18 protein-coding genes and 1 pseudogene are annotated in these 24678 nt (G+C 71.2%); 6 read left to right on the top strand and 13 right to left on the bottom strand.

Going from position 1 to position 24678, the window contains the following annotated elements:
- Positions 1 to 36: 36 nt before the first annotated feature.
- From AB0H82_RS27270 to AB0H82_RS27255, 4 genes are all read right to left on the bottom strand, one after another.
- The gene (locus AB0H82_RS27270) at positions 37 to 2616 is read right to left on the bottom strand and encodes an NACHT domain-containing protein (RefSeq protein WP_362997175.1); all 2580 of its coding nucleotides are present in this window, start codon (positions 2614 to 2616) and stop codon (positions 37 to 39) included.
- A gap of 184 nt (positions 2617 to 2800) precedes the next feature.
- Positions 2801 to 2995: a DUF397 domain-containing protein gene (locus AB0H82_RS27265; protein ID WP_362997173.1), complete on the bottom strand. Its 195-nt coding sequence runs from the start codon at positions 2993 to 2995 to the stop codon at positions 2801 to 2803.
- A 20-nt stretch (positions 2996 to 3015) separates the two neighbouring features.
- Entirely contained in the window at positions 3016 to 3204 is a 189-nt protein-coding gene (locus tag AB0H82_RS27260) for a DUF397 domain-containing protein (RefSeq protein WP_362997171.1), read from the bottom strand.
- Positions 3201 to 4163: a helix-turn-helix transcriptional regulator gene (locus tag AB0H82_RS27255; RefSeq protein ID WP_362997168.1), complete on the bottom strand. Its 963-nt coding sequence runs from the start codon at positions 4161 to 4163 to the stop codon at positions 3201 to 3203. Before AB0H82_RS27255 ends, AB0H82_RS27260 begins: the two co-directional genes overlap by 4 nt.
- 267 nt (positions 4164 to 4430) lie before the next feature.
- Between AB0H82_RS27255 and AB0H82_RS27250 the strand changes: the two genes are divergently transcribed.
- A complete protein-coding gene (locus tag AB0H82_RS27250; RefSeq protein ID WP_362997166.1) occupies positions 4431 to 4859 on the top strand; it encodes an ATP-binding protein in 429 nt (142 codons plus the stop codon).
- Here AB0H82_RS27250 and AB0H82_RS27245 read toward each other — a convergent pair.
- Both AB0H82_RS27245 and AB0H82_RS27240 read right to left on the bottom strand, forming a co-directional pair.
- Positions 4849 to 7953: an NACHT domain-containing protein gene (locus AB0H82_RS27245; RefSeq protein ID WP_362997164.1), complete on the bottom strand. Its 3105-nt coding sequence runs from the start codon at positions 7951 to 7953 to the stop codon at positions 4849 to 4851. The two genes, AB0H82_RS27250 and AB0H82_RS27245, sit on opposite strands and share 11 nt — an antisense overlap.
- 18 nt (positions 7954 to 7971) lie before the next feature.
- The gene (locus tag AB0H82_RS27240; RefSeq protein WP_362997162.1) at positions 7972 to 11166 is read right to left on the bottom strand and encodes an NACHT domain-containing protein; all 3195 of its coding nucleotides are present in this window, start codon (positions 11164 to 11166) and stop codon (positions 7972 to 7974) included.
- A gap of 500 nt (positions 11167 to 11666) precedes the next feature.
- Between AB0H82_RS27240 and AB0H82_RS27235 the strand changes: the two genes are divergently transcribed.
- Entirely contained in the window at positions 11667 to 12365 is a 699-nt protein-coding gene (locus AB0H82_RS27235; RefSeq protein WP_362997159.1) for a M23 family metallopeptidase, read from the top strand.
- Between the two features lie 41 nt (positions 12366 to 12406).
- Here AB0H82_RS27235 and AB0H82_RS27230 read toward each other — a convergent pair whose 3' ends face one another.
- Positions 12407 to 13021 (bottom strand): helix-turn-helix domain-containing protein, encoded by a 615-nt coding sequence (locus tag AB0H82_RS27230; protein ID WP_362997157.1) that lies wholly within the window; start codon positions 13019 to 13021, stop codon positions 12407 to 12409.
- A 107-nt stretch (positions 13022 to 13128) separates the two neighbouring features.
- Between AB0H82_RS27230 and AB0H82_RS27225 the strand changes: the two genes are divergently transcribed.
- On the top strand, positions 13129 to 14775 hold the full coding sequence (locus AB0H82_RS27225) for an MDR family MFS transporter (RefSeq protein ID WP_362997155.1): 1647 nt from the start codon (positions 13129 to 13131) through the stop codon (positions 14773 to 14775).
- 37 nt (positions 14776 to 14812) lie between these two features.
- On the opposite strand, the gene cseC is transcribed toward AB0H82_RS27225, so the two are convergent.
- From cseC to AB0H82_RS27200, 5 genes are all read right to left on the bottom strand, one after another.
- Complete coding sequence (gene cseC, locus AB0H82_RS27220) at positions 14813 to 16186, bottom strand: two-component system sensor histidine kinase CseC (RefSeq protein ID WP_362997152.1); 1374 nt, start codon at positions 16184 to 16186, stop codon at positions 14813 to 14815.
- A gap of 58 nt (positions 16187 to 16244) precedes the next feature.
- Positions 16245 to 16958 carry a two-component system response regulator CseB gene (gene cseB / locus AB0H82_RS27215; protein ID WP_362997150.1) on the bottom strand — a complete coding sequence of 238 codons (714 nt, stop codon included), beginning with the start codon at positions 16956 to 16958 and terminating at the stop codon, positions 16245 to 16247.
- Between the two features lie 102 nt (positions 16959 to 17060).
- A complete protein-coding gene (locus tag AB0H82_RS27210) occupies positions 17061 to 17660 on the bottom strand; it encodes a hypothetical protein (protein WP_362997148.1) in 600 nt (199 codons plus the stop codon).
- Positions 17661 to 17689: 29 nt separating this feature from the next.
- A complete protein-coding gene (locus AB0H82_RS27205) occupies positions 17690 to 18238 on the bottom strand; it encodes a SigE family RNA polymerase sigma factor (protein WP_362997146.1) in 549 nt (182 codons plus the stop codon).
- 251 nt (positions 18239 to 18489) lie between these two features.
- A complete protein-coding gene (locus AB0H82_RS27200) occupies positions 18490 to 19482 on the bottom strand; it encodes an A/G-specific adenine glycosylase (protein WP_362997144.1) in 993 nt (330 codons plus the stop codon).
- Between the two features lie 397 nt (positions 19483 to 19879).
- Between AB0H82_RS27200 and AB0H82_RS27195 the strand changes: the two genes are divergently transcribed.
- Both AB0H82_RS27195 and AB0H82_RS27190 read left to right on the top strand, forming a co-directional pair.
- Positions 19880 to 22099: a histidine kinase gene (locus AB0H82_RS27195; protein ID WP_362997142.1), complete on the top strand. Its 2220-nt coding sequence runs from the start codon at positions 19880 to 19882 to the stop codon at positions 22097 to 22099.
- 77 nt (positions 22100 to 22176) lie between these two features.
- Complete coding sequence (locus AB0H82_RS27190) at positions 22177 to 22854, top strand: response regulator transcription factor (protein ID WP_362997292.1); 678 nt, start codon at positions 22177 to 22179, stop codon at positions 22852 to 22854.
- Between the two features lie 198 nt (positions 22855 to 23052).
- Here the strand turns inward: AB0H82_RS27190 and AB0H82_RS27185 are convergent.
- A pseudogene (locus tag AB0H82_RS27185) lies at positions 23053 to 23655 on the bottom strand (phosphatase PAP2 family protein); the annotation flags it as partial.
- A 172-nt stretch (positions 23656 to 23827) separates the two neighbouring features.
- Between AB0H82_RS27185 and AB0H82_RS27180 the strand changes: the two are divergent.
- Positions 23828 to 24667 (top strand): hypothetical protein, encoded by an 840-nt coding sequence (locus AB0H82_RS27180; RefSeq protein WP_362997140.1) that lies wholly within the window; start codon positions 23828 to 23830, stop codon positions 24665 to 24667.
- Positions 24668 to 24678 lie beyond the last annotated feature (11 nt).

The following is a 24678-nucleotide window of genomic DNA, read 5'->3' as shown; positions in this document are numbered from 1 at the left end:
TATGGCCTCGGGTCTTGCCGTACGCCCAAGGGTAGGTCAAGTGGACCGCGCATCAGGCGTGTTGAGGCGTACGCCCGGCGGAACCTGCTGGGCCGTGCTCGCGCTGACCGCCACGTTCAGCGTCACGTCGGTGAGGTGCGGGAAGGCCGAGAGCCAGGCGAGGCCCTCGACGGGGTGGGGTGCGTCGAGGAAGAGCTGAGTGAGCTGCTCGGGCACGAGGAGTTCCGTCAGGTCCTCGACGCGGTAGGCGCCGACGACCTGGATGACGGGCCAGCCGCCGATGGCGCGGAGGGCCCTGAGGTCGTCGGGGCCGTGCACGGGGACCATGGGCCGCAGAAACAGGTGCATGAGGATCTCACGTACGTAGAGCTCACGGTCGAAGACCGACCAGGACGCGGCCAGGACCAGCTGGACCCGGCGGTCGGTGTGCCGGCGGAAGCGGGTCAGGTAGTGCAGCGCCGACGCGCTGCCGACCTTGGCGGCCACCAGGGGCATCAGGTACGCGAGCTCACCGACGGCCTCCTCGGGGCCGGGCAGCAGGTGGAGCACGAGCTCGCCGCCCACCTCCGCCAGGGCGTAGGCCTCGCGCTCCGTCCGCGGCGGAATCAGCGACCGTATGCCCTCCTCGACGAGCTGCCGCACGGCCGGCGCCACCTCGGCCGCGTACGGCAGCGCGGCGGCGGCGAGCAGCTTGCCGCGCGCCGTACCGCCTGCGGTGCCTTCTCCTGTGCCGTCCGCCGCCGCGAGCCGCCGCAGCATCTGCTCCGCCTCCTTCGGCCGCGCGTGCGCGACGGCCAGCAGGATGACGTCCTCCCACTCGGACCGGTCCGCGTGGTTCACGAGCAGGTCGAAGTCCAGCTCCTGCACGGCGAGCCGGGCGCCGAGGTAGTCCTGGAAGGTGCGGTGCAGGAAGTGCACGCGCCCCTCGGCCGGCTCCCGCAGCAGCCCCGACCGCAGGAGCAGCCAGCGGTAGACGTCCTCGCCGCCGCCGTCGAGGTTCATCGCGGGGGCGGCCTCCCCGAGGATGTGCACGGCGTCCGAACGGTCCATCTCCGAGCGGCTGTTGCGGATCAGCCACCAGGCGAGCTTCTGGAGGAGCTGGACCTGGATGGCGAACGGAAGCCGTACGGCCGTGACGTCCCGCTCGACGTCCCTGCGTTCGAGCAGCATCGTCAGCGCCGCCTCGTACAAGGACTTCCGGTCCTGCGGCAGGAAGCCGCGCCGCTCGCGGTGGAGCGCGCAGAGCATGCCGCACATCAGTGGGTTCGTGGCGAGCCGGTTCAGCTCGGACGCGGCCCGCACGGACTGCAGGAGGGCGGCGCCCACGGCCTCGTCGGCACCCGCCGCACGGTGCCACCGCCGCACGAACGTGTCGACGTCGTCACGGGCCATCGGCGACAGCGTGAGCTCGGCGAAGCCGGTGGGGTCGAGCCACTTGTCGGGGACGGCGGAGGGGCGGGTCGTGACGAGGCACAGATTGCCCGGGAAGTAGCGGGTGAGCTCACGCAGCCACCGCTTCGCGGACGCGCGCCGGTCCTCGGAGATCTCGTCCATCCCGTCGACGAGCAGCACGCCGCGCCGCCCTTCCAGGACGCGCTCCACCCAGCCCGGCGGCTGCTCCCCGGCGACGAGACACCCGACGGCGGTCAAGAACTCGTGGGGCGCGGGGAGTTCGCGCCCAGGACGGACGATCCGCCGCATCGGCAGCACGAACGGCACCCGCCCGATGAGGTGCGTGAGCCCGTGCTCGTACGTCCGGTCGGCCGCGGTGACGGCGAGCCACTGCACGAGGGTGGTCTTGCCGGACCCGGCAACGCCGCGCAGCAACACGTGGTCCTCTTTGGCGAGGACCCGCTCGGCGGCGACCTTGACGGCCCCCTCCCCGGGGGACTCCCGCGTCGCCTCCAGGCTCAGATACGCCGTGTCGAGGGGCCACTCGCTGGTCCCGGCGTAGACGTCGAGGCCGTAGATGGTGAGTGTGCCGTGCCGCGCGGTGATGTACGAGGCGTAGCGCTCCTCGAAGGCGGCGTCCTCGCGGGACTGCGACGGCAGCCGTTCCAGCAGTACGTCGACGGCCGCGACGAGCCGCGCGAGCTGCTGACTCTGCGAGGTCTGCTGACGGGCGATGTACGTGGAGCGCTGCGTGAAGAAGTTCAGGATGTGGAGGGAGGCGGTGTGGAGCAGCTGGTCGTAGAAGAGTTCGGCGTCGCGGCTGAGGGCGAAGGTGGTGACGGTCACGGCCGACCGCGTGCGGAGCACGCGCGCGAACTCCTCCGGCCCGAGGGCGACGGCCTCGTAATCCTCGATGGTGAGGGTGCCGAGGGCGGCGAGGGAGTACGCGAGGGCGTGCTTGACGGCGACGGCCTCACCGGCGTCCACGGGCCGCTCGCCGGGCCCGGCGGCCTTCAGCGCCCTCCGGACGAGCTCGTCCGCGATCTTCTCGACGTCCTTCGGCGTGACGTCCCGCTTCTCGCCCGCGAACGACACGAGCCCGGATATCCGGATTGGTCTGGTGACGAGTGCCGCGCCCGGCTGGTCCTTGACGAAGAGCTTCTTCACGAGGGGAGCGACTGCGCTGGAGGCGAGGCGTGCGCCTAGGGCTGCGGGGTCGACCATGGGTTGAGGGTAGGTCAACGGGGGGTGGGTGAGGGGTAGTTAGGTTGGGCCGGGGTAGGGCCGGCTTGCCCCGTGCCGGGGTGATGTGGCTCCACGCCACTTGTGCAACAGGTCATTGCGCAAGTGGCGTCGGTATGGGTGCGGGCAGCCACACCGGCGGCCCTCTGTGAGGTCTGCCGTCGGGTCAGTTCGGCCGGCACGCCTTCCCGGTGAGCGTGTGTACGAGAGCGGCAAACGCAGCGGGGTGGGTGGTGAGCGTGTTGGTCGGGGCGTCGCTCTCTTGGAGGTGGATCTGGCCGGTGGGGCTGGTGGCCACGTAGACGCAGTTGGCGCCGGCTCCCTCACTGAAGGAGGACTTCTGCCAGTCGAGTGCGTTCATGCCCGGGCTCCCGGGAGGGTTCAAGAAGTAGTTGTGCGGGTGGTGAGGGTTCGTATGAGTGCCGCGAACGCTGCGGGGTGAGTGGTGAGCGTTGTGTCGGGGGCGTCGCTCTCCTGGAGGTGGATCTGGCCGGTGGGATGGGTGGCCACGTAGACGCAGTTCGCCTGGTCGCCGCTGAAGGAGGACTTCTGCCAGTCGAGAGTGCTCATGCTTGTGCTCCCAGAAGGGTGTACAGGATGTGTTGGACGAGGCCCAGCGAGTCGCGCGCCCCGTGCTTGACGGGGATCACCGTTGCGTCGATGGCCGGAAGCGCTGCTGCGCTGAGCCGTTCAAACTGGCGGCGGTACTTGGTAACGGTGTCTTCGCCGTGGAGGAACATCGATTGTGCGGGATGCTCCATCAGCACAGTCTCCAACGCCCCGCCATGCGAGGCGATGTGGCAGAACGGTGTGGTGAGCGCCGATACTGCGACGGCGGTGAAGGGCACGATCTGGATGGTCACGTGGGGGAGTTCGGCTAGTTCCACCAGCTTGAGCAGCTGCTGATGCATGACCTGCGCGCCGCCGAAGCGCATGTGTAGGGCAGCTTCGTGGATGACGGCGTGGACGTGGGGCGGCTGGTCGTCGACAAGCGCACGCTGGCGTGCCAGGCGGAAGCGGACGGCGTTATCGACCTCCGCCGTCGAGCTTACGGTGTCGCTCGCCTCGAAGATGGCGCGCGTGTATCCCTCGACCTGGAAGAGTCCCGGCAGGAACAGCGATTCGTACGAGCGCAACTGCACCGCTTCGGATTCCAGCTCGGCCAGATCAAGCGCCGATGCGGGCAGTTGGGACTTGTACCTGGTCCACCAGCCCTTGCCGGTCGATTCGCTGAGCCTTACCAAGGCGTCTACATGAGGTGAACTAGTAACCCCGTAGGCCCGGCAGAGAGTGCGGATGCGCTCGGCGGAGATCGGGGTACGGCCGTTCTCCGCGTGTGTCAGATGCACCCGCCCCATCTCGATCAGTTCTCCGGCTGCCTGCACTGTGTAACCACTGTGCTCGCGCAACCTTCTGAGTTCGAACCCGAGTCGGAGCTGCCGCTCGGTCGGAGCTGTTCGCAGGGCCAACGCTGTCTCTCTTCTGGAAGGTGGGGGCCAGTTTGCCCGGGCGGGAGCCTGCGGGTCCACCAAAGGTAGGGATTAGGTTGAACAAGTAAGCCCTGCATCGCTACCGTACGTATAGCGGTGCTCACGCAACCATGTCGGAAGCGCCGCTGTCGACGCATTTCCCCCGCCACACCCGCCCGCCCACAGAAGCGCACCGCCCGATCCAACCTCCCGTGCCGGACGGGGGATTGCTCGCGAGGGGCGGTAGGCCACTGCGGTCGGGCCACGTGGGGCCGGTCATCCATCAGTCGAAGCAGCGATCCGATCCCAACGCCATGGAGGCGTCTCATGGGCGTACCCGCGCATGACCTCACGTCGGACGGGCGCCAGCCCGAACCACCGTCACCCCCCGAGACCTACACCCTCTTCACCCCCGGCAACGCCCACTCCGCCAAGATCTGCCGCGACTTTGTCCAACGCACCCTGCAAACCCTCGGCATCGGCCACCTCGGGGACACCGCCGCTCTCTGCACCTCCGAGCTGGTGACCAACGTGCACCAGCACACCAAAAGCGACGTCCACCTGAGAGCGGCCGTCGCCGCCACCCACGTACGCATCGCCGTGTACGACGACGGCGACCGACTGCCCACGCCCCGCAGGCCCGACGCCGAGGAGGAGAGCGGGCGGGGGCTGTTCCTCGTGACGGCGCTGTCGGACGTGTGCGGGGTGACGCCCGCGAGCGCGGGCAAGGGAGTGTGGTTTCAGCTCAATCGGTGAGCGGCCCGTATACGTGTACGTCGATGTGGGCGGGGAGGTTGTCCAGGCCAACCGCCACCGCGGGGACCGTCAGCTCCGTCAGAGTCGGGTGGTGGGCCAGGGCTGAGACGTCGATGGGGACGTTCCGGTCGGGGCTGCCCTCGGGACGGTTCTGCAGGAACAGCCGCTTCAGCCCCGGCGCGAGTGCACCCAGACGTGCGGCGGCGGCTGTCCAGGACGGGTCGGGGCGTAGCTGCAGGTCGACCAGAGCGGGCAGGGTCAGGTCCGGCGGGGCGAGCGTGAGGCCGTTCGCCGGCAGGTGCAGGGCAAGAGGGCCCGGCAGGGCGGCGAACACCTCCCAGTCCGTGGGGGAGAGCGCATCGTCGTCGTCGAAGGTCACCCGCTCCAGCGTCGGCCACCGGGTCGCGAGACGCAGGTCGGCCAGGGAGTTCCGGGAGCCCACGAGGCCGAGGAACTTCAAGGGGGCCTCGGCGGGGAACGGCGCCAGGCTCCATGGTTCCAGTGCGCCGACGACGCTGAGTCCGTCGAGGTGGCCGAGGGCGTTCAGTGCCTCCGCCGTCAGCAGGGTCGGCGGGAACCTGTTGAGCAGCAGGAAGGTGGGCTCGCAGGCCGCTATGAAACGGGAGGCCACCTCGGGGGCGACGCCCGGTCTGATGTCCAGCTTCCGCGGGCGCAGGCCCAGCCGGTCGAGCTCGGCGACCTGGTCGTCGGTGCGGAGGGTGAAGTGGATCTCAGTGTCGTCGAGTTGGGCGATGATCTGCTCCGCGTACGCCCGGCAGTCGTATCGGTGCCATCCCCACATGAGCTGGCTGCGGACCCTAAGGCTCCGGTGCCGGGCGAACCGGGCGAGGAAGGGGATCGCCGCGTCCGAGTCGACCCGCGTCGCGGTGATCGTCACGTGCGTGGCCTCGTCGTCGGTCAGGCCGTCCGGGCCCGGCAGCAGGTCGAGCACCACCGCCCCCGCCTGCGCCAGCGCCTTCGCGTCCGCCACGTCCCGCGGCGGGATCAGCGCCGCTGTCCGCCGCTCCACCTCCTCCCGCACCGCCGGCGCCAGCTCCGCCGCGTGCTCCAGGCAGGCAGCCGCGAGGAGGTGGATACGCTTGCGGGCCCCCTCCTCCGGGTGGTGGTCCCCGTACGCGAGCAAGTCGCCCAGGATCTCCGCCCGTTCGCGCGGGCGAGCCTGTGCCACCGCCATGCGGATGACGTCCTCCCACTGGTCGTCGGCGGCGTGCTGAGCGAGTACGCCGAAGTCGCCCTCGTCGATCGCCGCCCGCGCCCCCAGGAAGTCCTGGAAGGTGCGGTGGACGAAGTCGACGGTGCCGGGCCCGGGCTCGCGCAACAGCCCGCTGCGGTGCAGGAAGTGGGTGTAGACGGCGTGGGCGTCGCCGATCGGGGCCAGTTCCGGTACGGCGGGCAGCGCGTCCGCGATGATCGCCTCCGCGCGCGAACGGTCCATCACCGTACGGCCGTTGCGGATCAGCCAGTACGCGAGCCGTTGCAGGAGCTGAAGCTGCGGTTCCTCGCGAAGCTCCGGGACCGCCATGTGGCGTTCGCGGTCACGGCGGACCAGCAGCATGGAGAGCGCCGCCGTGTAGAGGTCCTTGCGGCCCAGGGGCAGAAAGCCCCGCCGGTCCCTGTGCAGCGCGCAGATCAGACCGCACATGAGGGGGTTGGTGGCCAGACGGCCCAGGTCAGGCTTCGTGCGCACCGCCTCCAGGAGCTGGCTCTCGTACGCGGCGAGCGCGGCGTCCTCCTCGGGCACACCCGTGGTCGCCGCCGCGTGCCACCGCTCGATGAACGCCGCCACCTCCGCCTTCCGCATCGCGGAGAGCGTCAGCTCCGTGAAGCCCTCCTCGGTGAGCCAGTCCTCTCGTACGGCCGACGGGCGCGACGTCACCAGCCAGCGGTTGCCCGGGAACGCGTCGATGAGGTCGCTCAGCCAGGTCCGGGTCCGGTCGCGCTCGGCGTCCGGGATCTCGTCGATGCCGTCGATCAGGACCAGGGCGCGGCCCGCCGTCAGGACGCGCGCCTCCCACCCCTTCGGCTGCGTGCCCGCGAGCGGACAGCCCACCGCGGCGAGGAAGTCCGCGGGCGCGGGCAGGCGCTCGCCGTGGCGGGTGAGGGTGCGCAGGGGGAGGACGTAGGGGACGCGGTCGTCCAGGTACGCCATGGTGTCCGAGGCGGACGCCACGTCTGCGCGCGCCGCACTCACCGCCAGCCACTGCACCAGCGTCGTCTTGCCCGAGCCCGCCTCACCCCGCAGGAGGACCCGGTCGTGGGCGGCGAGTGCCTGGTCCGCGGGGAGCGGAGGCGTGCGCTCGACGATCTCGACCTCTTCCGCGTGGTACTCCGCTCCCGACTGGTAGTGGGCCGTCGCCACGCGCCCGGGCGGCTCCGCCTCCAGCGACATGTAGGCCGCGTCCAGGGGCCACTTCCCCGGGGAGCCGGCCAGGTCGATGCCGAAGATCGTCAGCTTGCCGTGCTTCTTCGCGACGTACGCGAGATAGCGCCGCTCGAAGGCGACGTCCTCCGAACCACCGGCGAGCGGGTTGCGGGAGATCAGCTCGTCGACCTTCGCGATCAGTTCGTCCTGCGCCCGGCTCTGCGCGACCAGCGTCGCCGCCACGAAGGTGGAGCGCTGCGTGAAGAACTGCAGGATGTGCAGGCACGCCCACTCGGTGACCGAGCCGAGGTAGAGGGAGGCGTCCGCGGAGAGGCGGGGGGCCGGTGCCGCGCGGACCAGCTTGCGGGCCAGCTTCTCGTGGCCGAGGCGGACCGCCTGGACGTCGTCCATGTCGAGCTCGCCGAGGGAGAGGAGCGTCCGGGTCAGGGCGTCGGTGACCGCTTCGGCCTCGTCCTGCGGGAAGGGGCGCTCGCCCGGCGAGGCCAGGGACGCCGCCACGAGCCGCTCCGCGAGCCGCCGCACGTCCCGCTCGCCCAGCGTGCGCTTCTCGCCCTTGAACGACACCAGCGAAGACAGGCGTACGGGTTTCTCCACCAGGCCCGCGCCCGGGCCCTCGCGCACGAAGAGCTTCTTGATCAAGGGGGCTACGGCACTCGATGCCAGGCGGGTGCCTATGACCGCGGGATCCATGGGCGTGAGCGTAGTGGGTCAGTGGCGTGGGATCGGGCGTCCGTCGACGAGCAGCTGTACGGAGTCGGGGAGTTGGGCGGGGTCGGGGAATCGGGTGGGCTTCATGACGGTGACGTGCCGCAGGTGGGGGTGGGCTCGCAAGGGAGTCAGGTCGAGCACATCCGGCGCGTACACGCTCAGGTGGGTCATCGACGGGAACGCCTCGACAGCCCGCCGCAGATCGCACTCGGCGCCGAGGGCCGTCACCGTGACGTACTGCGCCGCTCGCAGCTGGACACCGCTCGCCGCCAGGTTCGTCAGCTCTTCGGCGTTCAGGCCGAAGTGCTTCAGGCGGCTCAGGCCCGCCAGCACCGGCCAGTCCCCGTCGGCGATCGGAACGTCCAGCTCCAGGCCGAGCTGATAGAGGGAGGCGAACTTCCCGAGGGCCGACAGGTCCGCCGTGCCTCCGGGCGGGAACACGCACTTCAGCGGTGCGGTGTCGGGTATGAGCTCAAGGACCGGCCACTCGGTGTCCGTCCGTGCGCTGAGCAGTTCGAGCCGGTCGAACTCCCGCAGCGGGCTCAGGTCGAGCTGGGGAACGTTGAGGAGGACCAGCTCCTTCAGGGGCAGACCGCTCGCCGGCGCCAGTGAGGAGACGGCGGGGCACGACAGCAGGCCGAGACGTTTCAGATTCCGGAACCGGCCGACGAACTCCAGGTCGTCGATCACGCTGTTGTTGGAGAGCTGGAGCCGCTCCACCTGCACGCCGTCCAGCGCCTCGGCCACCTTGCCGGCTGTGAAGTCGCCCGCGAGGTCGACGGACCGGTGCCCGCCCATGCGGCTCAGCGCGGTGAGTTCGGCCTGCGAGCGGACCAGGACCGTCGCGCCGGGCTTGTTCCGCAGGTGGGCGATGATCTCGCGCGCGTAGGTCTCCGTGGCGAATCTGTCCCAGTGCGAGCCGAGTTGGTGGCGGACACTGAAGCTTGAGTGGTCGCGGTACTTCACCAGATACGGCAGCGCGGCGTCGCCCCCGACGAGAGCCGCCGTGCTGACGACGCAGGCCGCTTCCTGCTGGCTCGTCACGTCCTCGGGGCCGGGAAGCAATTCCAGGACGATCGGGCCGAGTTCGGCCAGCTTCCGTGCCTCCGGGTAGGTCTGTGGAGGGATCAGCTCTGCAGCCCGCCGCTCCACCTTTCCCCGCACCTCGGGATCGAGCTTCGCCGCGTGCTCCAGGCAGGCCATCGCCAGCAGATGCAGCCGCACCCGGTGCTCCGGCTGTTTGTCGCCCCGCTTCAACAGGCCCCGCAGCAGCCGCCCCCGCTCGTCGGGCCGCGCGTGCGCGACGGCCATGCGGACCACGTCCTCCCACTGGTCCAGGTGCGCGTGCCGGAGCAGCAGGTCGAAGTCGCGCTCCTCCACCGCCGCCCGCGCCCCCAGGTAGTCCTGGAAGGTGCGGTGGACGAAGTCGACGGCCCCGGCGCCGGGTTCGCGCAGCAGGCCGGACCGGACGAGGAGGTGGCGCAGCACGTCCTCGGCCGAGCCCAGCTCGTCGACGACGTGCGGCATGGACGGCAGCAGCCGCTCCAGCTGGTGCACGGCGTCCGCGCGGTCCATCTCGTAGCGGCCGTTGCGGATGAGCCAGTAGGCGAGCCGCTGCAGCAGCTCGATCTGGGTCTCCTCGTCCAGGACGGCCGCCATGTCGCGCTCTCGGTCGCGGCGCTCCAGGAGCATCGAGAGCGCCGCGTCGTACAGAGCCTTCCTGCCGCGCGGCAGGAAGCCGCGGCGCTCCCGGTGGAGCGCGCAGATCAGGGCGCACATCAGGGGGTTGGTGGCGAGCCTGCCGAGGTCCTGCTTGGTGCGTACGGCGTCCAGGAGGGCGTCACCGAGCGCCGCGTCCGCTCCGGCGGCCTCGTGCCAGCGGCGGATGAAGACCCGGATGTTGTCGTGGGTCATCTCGCAGAGCGTGAGGTCGGTGAAGTCGTCGTTGCCGAGCCAGTCCTCGCGTACCGCCGAGGGGCGCGAGGTGACCAGCCAGAGGTTGCCCGGGTAGGCGCAGAGCAGGTCGCGGAGCCAGCGCCGGGTGCGTTCGCGTTCCTCCTCGGGGACCTCGTCGATGCCGTCGATCAGCATGAGGGCCCGGCCCGCGGACAGCACGCGGTCCGCCCAGCCGGCGGGCTGCGCGGAGGCGATCATGGTCCCGGCAGCGCTCAGGAAGCCGTCCGGAGCGGGTAAGGACGCGCCGCCACGGGTGAGCGTGCGCAGTGGCAGGACGAACGGCACGCGGCCGATGAGGTGGGCCAGGGCGCCCGTGAGGCGGTCCTGGCGGGCGGTGGTGACCGCCAGCCACTGCACCAGCGTGGTCTTGCCGGAGCCGGCGGCGCCGCGCAGCAGGACCCGCTTGTCGGAGGCGAACACTCCTTCGACCGATTGGGGGAGAGGCGGCGTCCAGCGCGCGGAGAGGGGGATGCCGTCGCGGGTCTCCGCCGCGAAGGTTCCGTCGGCGCCGGGCCGGCGGTCGGCGTTCCGGGACGCCCGCAGGCTCAGATAGGCCGTGTCCAGGGGCCAGTCGCGGGACTCGTCGAGGCCGATTCCGTTGATCGTGAGGCGGCTGTGCTTCTTCGCGACGTAGTCCTCGTAGCGCCGCTCGAATCCGGCGTCCTCCGCGGACCGGTCGGCGAGGCGCCGGATGACGATGTCCGTACGGGTGATCAGCTCGTCGAGCTGTCTGCTCTGCTCGACCAGCGAGCGCGCGACGAAGGTGGAGCGCTGCGTGAGGAAGTGCAGGATGTGCAGGCAGGCGCTCTCCAGGAGCCGGGTGTACAGGGAGACCGTGTCCTGGCTGAGGAAGCGCACGAGCTGACGGCCGCCCGCCCGCTCGTACAGCTCGGCGGCGAGCCTCTCGTGGCCGAGGCGCACCGCTCCGACGTCGTCGAGGTCCAGCTCCGGCAGCGCGTAGAGGGTCAGTTCCAGCGCGTCCGTGAGGGCGTCCAGCTCGATGTCGCTGGTCGGTCGCTCATGGGTTTCCCGGGCGGCCCGGTCGGTCAGTTCCCGTACGAGCTTGCGCAGGTCCTGCTGGGACAGCGTGCGCTTCTCACCCTTGAACGACACCAGTGCGGACAGGCGTACGGGCTTGTCGACCAGGCCCGCGCCCGGCCCTTCCCGCGCGAAGAGCTTCTTGATCAGCGGGGCGATGGCGCTCGATGCCAGGCGGGTGCCTATGACCGCGGGATCCATGGGCGTGAGCGTATCCGGGGTCACATTCGCGGCGGGGTGGATCCGGCGGGCCGGTGACATGACGCACAGGCGTTTCGGCCGGTACTAGGCGGAATAGTGGGCGCGGCCCGATCCGGGGGCGGGACCTTCGGCCCGCAACCTCCGGGACCTTCGCCGCGTCGGGGGCCGACGGGCCGGGGGGCGCGGTGGGTAAGCGGCGTCTGCCCGTCCGACGTCGGCTTAAACCCGTATTGAAAGTGAAAATCCCACCGCGCACGCTCGGGGTAAATGTCCGGATTTGATGGTGTCAAGAGGTCTAAATGCTGGCGCTCAGCTACGGCTTTGCGTAGTAGATGGGCGCTTTGTGCCCCGGTCGGGGTGGGGGTTACCAAGGGATGGCCGACCCGGCGAAGCACGATTCGTGGGTGACTCACCCGCTCCTCGCCGGCCGGGTCTCCTCATGCCCCCCTCAGTCGGCACCGCTCAGTCGGCACCGCCGTCACACTCCGGAGGACATCCTCATGCTCAAGCGCACCAAGTCCCACCGTCCCGGCCCGTCGATGTTCCGTACGCGTGCGGCCGTCATCGCCGTCGGCCTCGGAGCCTCGGCGGCCCTCGGGGCCGGGGTCTCGGTCGCCGCTGGGGACGCCAAGAGCGGTGGCGCGCTGCCCGGCGTCGCCGTGAACTCCGTCCAGGCGCAGGCCGCCGCTCAGGCCAAGGCCGCCGAGAAGGCCCAGAAGGCGCAGCAGGAGCGGGCGAAGAAGGCCGCCGACGCGAAGAAGGCCGCGGCCGCGCAGGCCGCCGCCTGGGTCGACCCGGTCAACAACTACACGCTCTCCGCCAGCTTCGGCCTCGGCGGCAGCATGTGGTCCCACAAGCACTCGGGCCAGGACTTCGCCGTGCCGGTCGGCACCGCGGTCGAGTCCGTGCACGGCGGCACCGTCGTCAAGGCGGGCCCGAACGGCGCCGGTGACGGCCCCGCGTACGGCAACGCCGTCGTGATCAAGCACAGCAACGGCACGTACTCCCAGTACGCGCACCTCTCGCAGATAGACGTCCGGGTGGGCCAGAACGTCGGCACCGGCCAGCGCATCGCCCTCTCCGGCAACACCGGCAACTCCAGCGGCCCGCACCTGCACTTCGAGATCCGTACGACCCCGAACTACGGCTCGGCCGTCGACCCCGTCCGCTTCCTCAGCTCGGTGGGCGTGAAGGTCTGACCAGCCCCAGCCCCAGCCCCAGCCCCAGCCGCTGGGTGTGACTACGCGCCCGTGTGTGCCCGCGTCACCAGATCGATGGCGACCTCCAGGATGGCCTTGCGCTTCTCCTCGGGGTCGCCTTCGACGTCCTTGAGCACGAACATCCCGCCGTGCATGGTGAACAGCGCGCTGAAGCAGCGCACCTGGTCGGCCATCGGCGCGTTCGGGTCCTTGAGGATCTCGTAGAGCGCCAGCATGCGGTCCTTGAAGCTCTCGCCCGTCTTCAGGTCGCGCATCGTCGCCTGGTTCTCCTGCATGAAGCGGAAGAGCGGCGCCGCGTCGACGAGGATCTCGCTGTAGCGGCGCAGGGTCGTCTGCTTGGTCTCCAGGGAGGCCGGCCGCGGCTGCTCGTGACCCCATGCGATCAGCTCGTCGATGGGCCTCGTGAGGTCGTCGAAGATGCTGGTCAGGATGTCTTCCTTGGTCTTGAAGTGGTAGTACAGCGCCGCCTTCGTGACCTCAAGACGCTCCGCGATCTCGCGGAGTGACGTCTTCTCGTACCCCTGCTCGGCGAAGAGTTCGAGGGCCACGTCCTGGATGCGCTGACGGGTGTTCCCGCGGCGCTGCTGCTTGCCCGTGCCTGTGCCCGTGCCCATCGGGGTGCTCCTCGACTTCATGCCACATAACTTACTTGACGCCCGGCTAGTGGGGGGTCTACCTTCCCTCAGTGTAGTCAACTAGCCGGGCGACAAGTAAGTACCCGGCCGTGCGGGGAGTGGGGAACATGGCGGAGAAGACCATCGAGAAAACCGGGCCGGCGGCCGGCCCGGAGACGGAACAGGCGGCCCCGCCACCCGCCGGGACCGGCACGGCCGGAGCCGGAGCGGACAAGGCCGGAACCGGCGCGGACAAGGCCGAACCGCAGCCGCGCAGCGTGCGCGTCGTGCTCTTCGCCCTGATGATCACGATGCTGCTCGCGATGCTCGACAACATGATCGTGGGCCCCGCGATGCCGACGATCGTCGGTGACCTCGGCGGCATGGAGCACCTGTCGTGGGTCGTGACCTCCTACACCCTGGCCACCGCCGCCTCCACCCCCATCTGGGGCAAGCTCGGCGACATGTACGGGCGCAAGGGCTCCTTCCTCACCGCCATAGTCATCTTCCTCGCCGGCTCCGTGCTGAGCGGGATGGCGCAGGACATGGGCCAGCTCATCGGCTTCCGCGCCGTCCAGGGGCTCGGCGCGGGCGGCCTGATGGTCGGCGTCATGGCGATCATCGGTGACCTCGTGCCGCCGCGGGACCGCGGCAAGTACATGGGCATGATGACCGGCGTCATGGCCGTCGCGATGATCGGCGGCCCGCTGGTCGGCGGCTCCATCACCGACCACCTCGGCTGGCGCTGGGCCTTCTACATCAACCTGCCGCTCGGCGCCGTCGCCCTCGCCATGGTCACCAGCGTCCTGCACCTGCCCAAGAAGAAGGCGGAAGGACGCATCGACTACCTCGGCGCGGCCCTGCTCACCGTCGGCATCAGCGCGCTCGTGCTCGTCACCACCTGGGGCGGTACGGAGTACGCCTGGGACTCGGCCGTGATCATGGAGCTCATCGGCATCGGCGTCGCCTCGCTGATCGGCTTCCTCTTCGTACAGAAGAAGGCCGCCGAACCGATCCTGCCGCTGCACATCTTCGCCAACCGCAACTTCTCGCTGATGGCCGTCATCGGCTTCATCACCGGCTTCGTGATGTTCGGCGCGATGCTGTTCCTGCCGCTCTTCCAGCAGTCGGTGCAGGGCGCGTCGGCGACCAACTCCGGTCTGCTGCTCCTTCCGATGCTGCTCTCGATGATGGCCGTCTCGATGGTCGCGGGCCGGGTCACCACCGCCACCGGCAAGTACCGCGTCTTCCCGATCGCCGGCACCGTCCTGATGGTCGCCGGCTTCTTCCTGCTCGCACAGATGGATACCGGCACCTCGCGCCTCACCTCCGGCCTCTACATGGCCGTGCTCGGCGCGGGCATGGGCTTCCTGATGCAGGTCACCATGCTGGTCGCGCAGAACAGCGTCGAGATGAAGGACATGGGCGTCGCCTCGTCCTCCGCCACGCTCTTCCGCACGCTCGGCTCGTCCTTCGGTGTCGCGATCATGGGCGCGCTCTTCAACAACCGCGTCCAGGACGTCATGGACGACCGCGCCGGAGCCCTCGGCGGCAAGGTCACCGAGACCTCGGCGCAGCTGGACGCGGCGAGCCTCGCCAAGCTGCCGGAGGCCGTCCAGGACGCCTACCAGCACGCGGTGTCGTCCGGCACGCACTCGGCGTTCCTGCTGGGCGCGGCCATCAGCGTCGTGGCGCTGCTCGCGTCGTTCTTCGTGAAGGAGATCCCGCTGCGGGGTTCGGGACCGGAGGACAGGCCGACTGTGATCGCGGAGTAGTGGGTGGTGGATCCCGCGCCGGGCAGCCTCTGTGATCTCAGAGGTTGTCCGGCAGTTTGAGCACCGGATAGCTCCCCGTGTTCGTCGGCGCGTGCTCCGGCAGCCACAGCACCGCGACCGCGCCCTCGGCCGGCACCTCGGGCGCCGCCCCCGCAGGGCGTACGTTGCGGAAGGTGAGCCGCGCGCCGAGCACCCGCGCCTGGCCCGCCGCGATCGTCAGGCCGAGACCGTGCCCGTGGCCCGCCCGGTCGGCGCTGCCCGTGCGGAAGCGGCTCGGCCCCTCGTCCAGGAGCGCCTCGGGGAAGCCGGGCCCGTGGTCGCGCACCCGGACCACGCGGCCCTCGACGCTGACCTCGATGGGCGGCTTGCCGTGCTTGGTGGCGTTGGCGACGAGGTTGCCGAGGATGCGCTCCAGGCGGCGCGGGTCGGTGGTGACCTCCGATTCGTGCACCACCGTCACCGTCACGTCCGTGGTCAGGATCGCCATGCGCCGGGCCACGAACTCGCCGAGGGTGATGTCCTGGAGCTCGGCCCGTTCGGCGGCGGAGTCCAGGCGCGCCACTTCGAGTACGTCCTCGACGAGCGTGCGCATCGCCTGCGCGCGGTCCTTGACCAGCTCGCTCGGCCGGCCGGGCGGCAGCAGCTCGGCGGCCGTGAGCAGCCCGGTCACCGGCGTACGCAGCTCGTGCGCGATGTCGGCGGTCACCCGGCGCTCGGCCTCCAGGCGCTGCTTGAGCGCGTCGGCCATGGCGTCGACGGCGCTCGCCACGTCGTCGGTCTCGTCCTTCACGACACCGCCGATCGCCTCGCGGACACTCACGTCCGAGTGCCCCTGGGCGACCTCGCTCGCCGCCGTCGCCGCCTTGCGCAGCCGCCGCGACAGCTGTCCGCCGATCAGCACGCCGAGCGCGCAGCCGCCGAAGACGACCGCGATGGAACCGATGACCAGGGCCTGGTCGAGGTCCTTCATGACGGTGGCGCTGCGGTCGGTGAAGCGGGAGTGCAGCGAGAGTACGTGCCCGTCGGCGAGCGGCACGGCGGCCCAGATGTCGGGCACGCCGTCGGTCTTCTCCTCGACGAAGGTGGCGCGGCGGCCCTTGAGGACCTTCTGCCGCAGCTCCTCGGGCAGCTCCGGGTCGTCGACCTTCGTGCCGAACTGCAGCGTCTGCCGCTGGGACGCGGAGGAGTAGAGCCGCAGGGCGAACTGGATGCGCTCGTCCTGCACGTCGCGCGCGTTGTCGAGCATCGAGACCCGCGCGGCGTTGTGCACGACCAGGCTCAGGGCGATCGCGACCAGCGCGCCGACCAGCGCGATCGCCGCGGCGATCTTCCAGCGCACGCCGGTGCGCAGGTGCACCCCGGAGCGGAGCCTCGCGCGCACGCGCTCGACGGCCCTGCGCCCCCCGTTCATATACGTCGTCCTCTGAGTGCCGTGAATACCGAACGTGCCGTGTGTCCGCTGATCGTGTTCACGCCTTGAGCTTGTAACCGAAGCCGCGGACCGTCTCGATGCGGTCCTGTCCCACCTTCGTGCGCAGCCGCTGCACGTGGACGTCGACGACACGGGTGTCGCCGCCCCAGCCGTAGTCCCACACCCGCTCCAGGAGCTTGTCGCGGGAGAGGACCGTGCCGGGCGCGGACGAGAACTCCAGAAGCAGCCGCATCTCGGTCGGCGTCAGCGCCACGGGCGCACCGCCCCTGCGCACCTCCATGCCGACCGTGTCGATCTCCAGATCGCCGAAGTTCAGCACCCCGCCGTCCGCCGCGGAGCTCTCCTCCTGGCCGGACGAGGCCGAGCCGTGCCCGCCCGCGTGCCCGAAGCGGCGCAGGACGGCGCGGATGCGGGCGACCAGGACGGCGCCGTCGAACGGCTTGGTCACGTAGTCGTCGGCGCCCGCCTCCAGGCCGAGCACCACGTCGATGGAGTCGGCGCGCGCCGACAGCATGATCACCGGGACCGTCGACTCGTCACGGATGCGGCGGCACAGCGAGACGCCGTCCAGGCCCGGCACCATCACGTCGAGCAGCGCGATGTCCGGCTGGTCGGCGCGGAACGCCTCCAGGCCCGCGAGACCGTCCGGCATGGCGGTGACCGCGAAACCGTCGCGCTCCAGGGCGAGCTGGGTGGCCTCGCGGATGACGTCGTCGTCCTCGACGAACAGGACGTGGGTCTGCTCTGCCATCGGGTGCTCTCAGTCCTTTTCGCTGCGTCGGTGCGTCGGTGCGTCGGTGCGTCGATGCTTCGGAGTGTCGGGGTGTCGGAGTATCGGGGTGTCGGTGCGCTGTCAGTCCGTGGACGGAGTGGGTTCCCCGTCCACCGCGTTGCCGAAGTCGTTGCGGGTGCGCCCCGACTCCGTGAAGCGGTTCGCGGACCAGCGGTACGTGATCACTTCCTCGCCGGAGGGGTAGGCCACCGAATCGCCCGACTCGTACAGCTGCTTCGTCACGACCAGGTCGCCCCGGTCGATCTCGGCGTAGACGGAGGCCGGCTCCTCGGCCTTGAAGACATTCTCGTACCGGCCGCCCTCGGCGCGATACACGTAACTGCCGATGCCCACCGCGTCGCCGCACGTCAGCACGTTCACGACGACGTCGGAGGCGGTCCCTCCGGTCAGGTTCCCGTACGACACGTCGACCGGGTAGGCCTTCCCGACGCACGGCTTCAGGTCCCGCTTGATCGCCGGGCTGACCTTCGGGTCCTCCTTGACGAGCCGGACCGCGTCGATCTTCTTCGTCGGCACGGACGCCGAGGCCGAAGGGGACGGTGCCGTGGACACCACGGGCTCGCTGCGGGCCGGGCCCTCGTCGCGCGCGCCGGAGCCGCCCGTCGAACAGGCGGAGAGCAAAAGGCCGACGGCGGCGACCGCGGCCGTCGCCGCGCTCACCGCCTTCACGCTTCTCGTGACCCGGAGGCCTAGGCCGCGCAACTCTCCCGCTCCTCACGTTCGAGCGCGCTGGCGACCAGCTCCTCGCGGTCCCGGCTCTCCAGCTCCTGCCGGAGCCGGGCGAGCGCCCGGTGCAGCGTGCTCTTGACCGTTCCGGCCGACATACCGAGGGCGGCGGCCGTCTCCTCTGTGGACATCTGCTCCCAGTGTCGCAGCACGACCACGCTGCGCTGCTTGGGTGCGAGCACCTTCATGATGTCCATCAGCAGCGCGCGGTCCGCGTGCTGCTCGGTGGAGTCTTCCACGCTCGCGTCGGGCAGCTGCTCGGTGGGGACTTCCTCCAGTTTGCGGGCCCGCCACCACTCCGTACGCGTATTGATCATGACGCGGCGCAGATAGGCGTCCGCGAGCCGCTTGTCGGCTATGCCGTCCCAGCGGCCGTACGTCCGTACGAGCGCGGTCTGCAGCAGGTCCTGGGCGTCCACGGGGTCCGGGACCAGGCGCCGGGCACTGCGCAGCAGGGCGTCCTGCCGAGTGCGGACGTACTCTTCGAACTCGAGCACCTCGCCGTGCGCCATACCAAACCGCCTCCGTTCCATCCCCATTGCCGACCGCCGTCCCTGCTGTGCGGTACGGGTATGAAGTTACGGAGGCGTTGTCACGAGGTTGTGCGGAGGAGCCAGCGGCGGGCGCACGGCTGTACGTCGGTTGTGTAACAGACGTAAGCCCGGGGTAAATACCTACGTTTCGTAGGGGACCGAGCGCTCTCCGCCATCGAGTCGTCAGGACGTCAGATTCTCAACCCCTCAGCCCCTCAGGCCTCAGCCCCTCAGGTCAGCGGAAGCCGGTACCGGCCGCCGGGGAGCGGTTCGACGAGGCCGTCCGCGACCAGCCCGTCCAGCGCACGGGCCCGCTGCACGGGCTCGTCCCACACCCGGTCGAGGGCCGACTGCGGCACCGGCGTCACGGCCTCGCGGAGCACGGCGAGCAGCTTGCCCCGCACCTGCCGGTCCGTCCCCGCGTACGTCTGACCGCGGCGGGCGGGCCCTTCGTGCGGGGGCTTCCCCGCCAGCCGCCAGGCGCACTGCACGGCGATCGGGCACGCCCCGCAGTTCTCGTTCTTCGCCGTGCAGACCAGGGCGCCCAGCTCCATGGAGGCCGCCGCCCAGCGGGACGCGGTGCGCTCGTCCTCGGGCAGCAGGGCGCGGGCGAGCTTGCGCTCGGCGGCGGTCGTCGCGTTCGGCGGGTACTGCACGCCGGTCACGGCCCGCGCGAAGACACGGCGCACGTTCGTGTCGAGCACGGCGTGCCGCTGCCCGTACGCGAACGAGGCGACGGCCGCCGCGGTGTACTCCCCGATGCCGGGCAGCGCGAGCAGCTGCGCGTGCTGCGTGGGTACGTCGCCGTTGTGCCGCTCCGTTATGGCGAGGGCCGCGCCGTGCAGCCGGAGGGCGCGGCGCGGATAGCCGAGCCGACCCCAGGCGCGCACGGCCTCACCGGGCGGCTCCTTGGCGAGGTCGGCGGGGCGGGGCCAGCGGGCAAGCCACTGCTCGTACACGGGCAGGACGCGGCTGACCGGCGTCTGCTGGAGCATGAACTCGCTGACCATCACGCCCCACGGACCGGCGTCCGCACGACGCCACGGCAGGTCGCGGGCGTGCGTGTCGAACCACGCGATGACGGGGCTGTGCAGGGCCTCACCCGCGGGTTCGGCGAGGCCCCCGGGCTCGGCGAGGCCCGCGGGTTCGGCGAGGCCCGCGGGGGCGTGCCCGCTGAGGGGGCTGTCGGAACTGTTCGGCATGGGCTTCGTGGGCGCAGTCATGGCACACCCGATCCTGCCACGGGCACGCCGGAGCGCGGGCCAACCGCGCGGTTCGCCTCGACGGTTTCCCGGGGGTGGGGGGTACGGGGTGGCCCGGATGGGCTCCGGGGGAGATCCCGGGCCCGGGGGCCCGGTGGGCTCCAGGGCCGGATTTCCCGGGCGGGCCCCGAACGGCGGATGAGCTCCTACGCCCTGCTGCCCGACGCCCCCACCCCGCCGGGGGGGGGGGCACGCGCTCTCACCGTCACCGTCACCGTCACCGCCGAACGCACAACGCCGACCGGAGCCGCGAGCCCCACCCCCGCCGACCCGGTGGGGAGGCGCGCCTGCTCGGGGGCGTGTGCACCTGACGATCGGCAGGGGTGCCGGGGCGTGGGGGGACAGTAGCGTCGGAGGAGTGGAGAGACGTACACGGAGCGCGCTGTTGTGGGTGGCGCTGGCCGTCCCCGTCGTGTCGGTCGACCGGCTGGGCCTCAACGAACCGCGATCCGCCGCGGCGCAGCTCATCGGCCTCGCCGTCCTCGCCGGTGCCGTCGCCGTCTCCCGGACCCGCCCCCTCCTCGCCTTCCTCCTCTCCGCCGTCCTCGGCCTGGCCACCGCCCCGTCCCTCTTCACCCTCTCCTTCGGCCCGGCCCTCGCCGTCCTCGCCCTGCTCCTCGGCCGCCGCGCGGACCGCGCCAGCACGGCCCTGCTCGCCTTCGCCGGGATCGCCGTCGTCGGCACGGCGAAAATCGCCGCGCGCGACGTCGATCCGGTCGTGGAGTGGCTCGTGCTCATGGCGACGCTGCTGTTCGGCGCCGTCTTCCCCTGGCTCGCGGGCCGCTACTGGCGCCAGGGCCGCGAGCTGGCCGCCGCCGGCTGGGCCCGCGCCGACCAGCTGGAACGCGAGCAGCGCATCGTCGCCGACCGCGCCCGGCTGCGTGAACGGGCCCGCATCGCCCAGGACATGCACGACTCCCTGGGTCACGAGCTGAGCCTGATCGCCGTACGGGCGGGCGCCCTCCAGGTCGCCCCCGACCTCCCCGAACCGCACCGCGCGGCCGCCGCAGACCTCCGCGCGGCCGCCTCACAGGCCACGGACCGACTGCACGCCATCATCGGCCTGCTCCGAGACGAGGACGACGAACAGGCACCGCTGGCCCCGACGGGCGAGACCATCGCAGCCCTCGTCGCACGCGCCGCCGAGTCGGGCCTGGACGTCACGTACCTGGACGGGGAGGGCGCCGGTGACGGTGCGGCACCGGGCGATCCGCGTCGGCAGGACGAGGCGGATGTCGATACGGCTGCCAGCGCGGCCGTTGGAACGGGCGGCAGTGCGGTCGACGATATGGCTGACTGCGCGGATGGCAGCACGGCCGGCAGCGCGACCGACGACGCGGCTGGCAGCGCGGTCGACGACACGCTCGACGACGCGGCTGGCAGCGCGGTCGGCGACGCGGCCGACGACACGCTCGGCAGCACGGTCGACGACGCGGCTGGCAGCGCGGTCGGCGACGCGGCCGACGACACACTCGACGACGAGACCGGCAGCGCGGTCAACGACGCGGCCGACGACACACTCGACGACGAGACCGGCAGCGCGATCGATGACGCGGCCGACGACACGCTCGGCAGCGCGCTTGACGACGCGACCGGCAGCACGGTCGACGACACGTCCGACAGTACGGTCGAAGACGCGACCGACGACGCGGCCAGCAGCGCGACCGACGACACGGTCGACTGCGCGATCGGCGACACGTCCGGCAGCACGGTCGACGACGCGACCGACGACATGGCCAACAGCGCGACCGACAGTACGGTCGACGGCACGGTGGACAGCGCGACCGACAGCACGGTCGTCGACCGCACCGTCCACCGTGTCGTCCAGGAAGCGCTCACCAACGCCGCCAAGCACGCGCCGGGCGCCCCCGTCACCGTCGCGGTGACGCGCGACACTTCCGCGGGGAAGGCCACCGCGACAAAGGCCACCGCAGGGAAGCCCACCGTGACGACGGTCACCGTGACCAACGGGCGCCCGGGGACGGGGAGTTCACGCGCCCCCGGCGAGCTTTCCGGTGGCGGCTCCGGCCTGCGTTCCCTGCGTACCCGCGTCACGGACCTGGGCGGCACGCTCGACGCGGGGCCCCACGGCCACGGCTTCCGGGTCACCGCCCGCCTCCCGGCCGGGAGGAGCGCCCCCGTACCGCCGCCGCCCCCACCGGGCGGCCGCTTCGCGGACGCCCGGCACCGCACCGCCCTGGCCTTCGGTATCGCCGTCACCACGGGCGTGCTGCTCATCGGCGGAACCTTCGCCTGGTACGCCTACTCGCGCACGCACTCCGTCCTCGACCCCGCCGACTACGCACGCCTGCGCATCGGTGAGACCCGCGCCGAGGCCGACCGCGTCCTGCCGGACCGGACCGTCGCCGACCCGCCCCTGGAGCGCGCGCCCACCCCACCGCCCGCCGGGGCGGACTGCGCGTATTACCGGGCGAGCGGTGAACTCTTCACCGCCGTGACGCACTTCAGGCTCTGCTTCGCCGAGAACGGCCGACTCGTGGACAAGGCCGTCATCCCCACGGCGAGCGACGCGGACCGCAACGCGGAAGCCCCTGTCGGTGATCAGCAAGAGAAGTAAGAGAAGTAAGAGAAGGAAGCAAAGGAGCGGGTCCTGTGAACGAGAGACGGGCGACGGACGAGGTGCCCGGGACGGCGGTGGGCGGCACCGCCCCCACCATCCGCGTCCTGCTGGCCGACGACGAGGCCATGATCCGCGCGGGCGTGGGCGCCATCCTCGCCGCGGGTCGGGGCATCGAGGTCGTCGCGGAGGCCGGCGACGGGCGCGAGGCCGTGTTTCTGGCGCAGGCCCACCGCCCCGACGTGGCGCTGCTCGACATCCGCATGCCCCGACTGGACGGACTCGCCGCGGGGGAGGAGATCGTCCGGACGGTGCCCGGCACGGCGGTCGCGATGCTGACGACGTTCTCCGAGGACGCGTACATCGCACGCGCCCTGAGCGGCGGCGCCACCGGCTTCCTGCTGAAGTCCGGCGACCCGCACGAACTCATCGCGGGCGTACGGGCGGTGGCGGGCGGCGCCGCCTTCCTCTCGCCCAAGGTCGCCCGGCACGTCATCGACGGCTTCGGCGCCCGGCGCATGGGCCGCGGCGCCGCCGCCCGTGCCCGGACCGAGGCCCTCACTCCGCGCGAGCGCGAGGTGCTCGGCCTGGTCGGCGCCGGCCTGTCCAACCCGGAGATCGCGGCCCGGCTGCACCTCGTCGAGGGCACGGTCAAGGCGTACGTGAGCGCGGTCCTCGACCGGCTCGGGGTCAAGAACCGCGTCCAGGCGGCGATCGTCGCGTACGAAGCGGGGCTCGTTCCGGAAGCGGACTGAGCGTCAGCGCGGCTGGATGTCGTCCCGCCGGAACGTCATGGTCGGCGAGTCGTACGCGGCCGAGTCGTACGCGGCCGGGTCGTACGCGGTCGAGTCGTACGCGGCCGGGTCGTAAGCCCTCTGGCCGGGAACCGGGGCGGGGGCTCCGGCCGGGGCAGGGGCCGGGACCGAGGCGGCGCGGGCGTGGGCGGGGCGCGCGGGGCCCGGCCCCGCGAACCACTGCACGATCCCCGTGGACGACCCGCGCATCGCGAGCGTGACCCGCGCCACCGGCCGCGTGGTGAGCCGGACGAGGACGAAGACGATCACCGCGCCGAAGACGAGCCCCACCGCCACGTCGTGCGGATAGTGCACACCCACGAACACCCGCGAGAACGCCATGAGCACGGCCATCGGCACGGTCAGCGCGGCGATGCGCGGCCAGGCGAGCGCGAGACCGATGGCGGCGGCGCCCGCGATCGCCGAGTGGTTGCTGGGGAAGGACCAGTCGCCGTGCGGTGGGCACTCGACGAGCGGGGTCAGCGCCCCGGACACCGCCCGGCAGGGACGCTCCTCCTCGATCCCGGACTTGAGCAACTCGCTGCACACGTACGCCACCGCCGTGGCGAGCGGAGCGAGCACCGCCACCGCGAGCGCGCGGGGGTCACCGCGCCTGGCCCGCCACCAGGCGACGATGAAGAGCACTCCGAAGAGCAGCAGCCCGAGCTCCGTCCACACCTCCGCGAGGTGCTGGAACCACGACGGCGTGTCGTGGGCGAAGTCGGTGATGTCGCGGTAGAGATCGTCCGTCATGGTGTCCATGATTACGGACGGTACGAGTGTCGCCGAATCGTCACATCCGGCGATCGTCTCGTCACACCCCTGACGATGGTCGGGGGTCCGGGGACGGCCCCGGGATGATGATCCGGAAACTTTGTCGCCCAAGGCGGCGGGTGGGGCGGGAGAAGCACCGGATCTCTCGTAAGGTTTGGGCGTGGGATCTCTGCGCAATCCGGTCGGGCCGCTTCCCTCCACCATCTACTGGCGTCGGAGGGCCGTCCTGCTGTCCGTACTCGGCCTTCTGCTGCTCCTTGTCGTATGGGTCATCACCTCAGGTGGCGGCGGCGGCAAGAACAACGCCGACGGGCCTGGCGGCAACGGACCCGCCACGTCCATCACACCGGGACCCACCGGGTCCGGGCCCGCGATCAGTGAACACCCGGGCGGGCGGGACGAGTCGGGCGACGGCTCCGACTCCGGCTCGGGCGGTTCCGGCGGCGGTTCCGGCGGTTCCGGCGGGTCGGGCTCCGGCTCCGGCTCGGGTGGTTCGGGCGGCTCCGGCGGCTCGGAGGACTCCGGTGGCGGCGGTTCCGACGACGGCGCCAAGGGCGGCGGCGGCTCCGGCGACCGCCTCCCGGCCGGTACGCGGCTGCCCAACTGCGCCAGCGGCGCCGTGAACTTGAAGGTCCGCAGCGTCCAGAACACGTACGCGATCGACGAGAAGCCGAAGTTCGAGCTGATCGCCGAGAACAGCGGCGGCAAGGCCTGCAAGGTCGATCTGGGCGGCAGGGGAACGGTGCTGACGATCACTCAGGCCGAGGGCGACGACGAGTTCTGGTCCTCGGCGGACTGCCCCGGCGGCAGCGGCAGCCTGCTGCTGCGCGTGCCGGCGGACGGGCGGATCACGCACACGGTCCAGTGGGACCGGCGGCCCAGCGCCCCGCGCTGCGCGACCCCTTCGGCGGGCTCGGCGGAACCGGGCACGTACTTGGTCGAGGCGAAGACCCCGGGCCTGGGCACGGCACGCGCTTCGTTCGTCCTGGAGAAGGACTGACCCGCGGTCGG

The organism is Streptomyces sp. NPDC050732 (assembly GCF_040654255.1).
Lineage (GTDB): Bacteria > Actinomycetota > Actinomycetes > Streptomycetales > Streptomycetaceae > Streptomyces.
This window is presented reverse-complemented; position numbering and strand designations above follow the sequence as displayed.

What these genes read in the sequence shown, in the direction of transcription:
- AB0H82_RS27270 (WP_362997175.1), bottom strand. Translation starts at nt 2,616, where the DNA reads ATGGTCGACCCCGCAGCCCTAGGCGCACGCCTCGCCTCCAGCGCAGTC.
- AB0H82_RS27265 (WP_362997173.1), bottom strand. Translation starts at nt 2,995, where the DNA reads ATGAACGCACTCGACTGGCAGAAGTCCTCCTTCAGTGAGGGAGCCGGC.
- AB0H82_RS27260 (WP_362997171.1), bottom strand. Translation starts at nt 3,204, where the DNA reads ATGAGCACTCTCGACTGGCAGAAGTCCTCCTTCAGCGGCGACCAGGCG.
- AB0H82_RS27250 (WP_362997166.1), top strand. Translation starts at nt 4,431, where the DNA reads ATGGGCGTACCCGCGCATGACCTCACGTCGGACGGGCGCCAGCCCGAA.
- AB0H82_RS27245 (WP_362997164.1), bottom strand. Translation starts at nt 7,953, where the DNA reads ATGGATCCCGCGGTCATAGGCACCCGCCTGGCATCGAGTGCCGTAGCC.
- AB0H82_RS27240 (WP_362997162.1), bottom strand. Translation starts at nt 11,166, where the DNA reads ATGGATCCCGCGGTCATAGGCACCCGCCTGGCATCGAGCGCCATCGCC.
- AB0H82_RS27235 (WP_362997159.1), top strand. Translation starts at nt 11,667, where the DNA reads ATGCTCAAGCGCACCAAGTCCCACCGTCCCGGCCCGTCGATGTTCCGT.
- AB0H82_RS27230 (WP_362997157.1), bottom strand. Translation starts at nt 13,021, where the DNA reads ATGAAGTCGAGGAGCACCCCGATGGGCACGGGCACAGGCACGGGCAAG.
- AB0H82_RS27225 (WP_362997155.1), top strand. Translation starts at nt 13,129, where the DNA reads ATGGCGGAGAAGACCATCGAGAAAACCGGGCCGGCGGCCGGCCCGGAG.
- cseC (WP_362997152.1), bottom strand. Translation starts at nt 16,186, where the DNA reads ATGAACGGGGGGCGCAGGGCCGTCGAGCGCGTGCGCGCGAGGCTCCGC.
- cseB (WP_362997150.1), bottom strand. Translation starts at nt 16,958, where the DNA reads ATGGCAGAGCAGACCCACGTCCTGTTCGTCGAGGACGACGACGTCATC.
- AB0H82_RS27205 (WP_362997146.1), bottom strand. Translation starts at nt 18,238, where the DNA reads ATGGCGCACGGCGAGGTGCTCGAGTTCGAAGAGTACGTCCGCACTCGG.
- AB0H82_RS27200 (WP_362997144.1), bottom strand. Translation starts at nt 19,482, where the DNA reads ATGACTGCGCCCACGAAGCCCATGCCGAACAGTTCCGACAGCCCCCTC.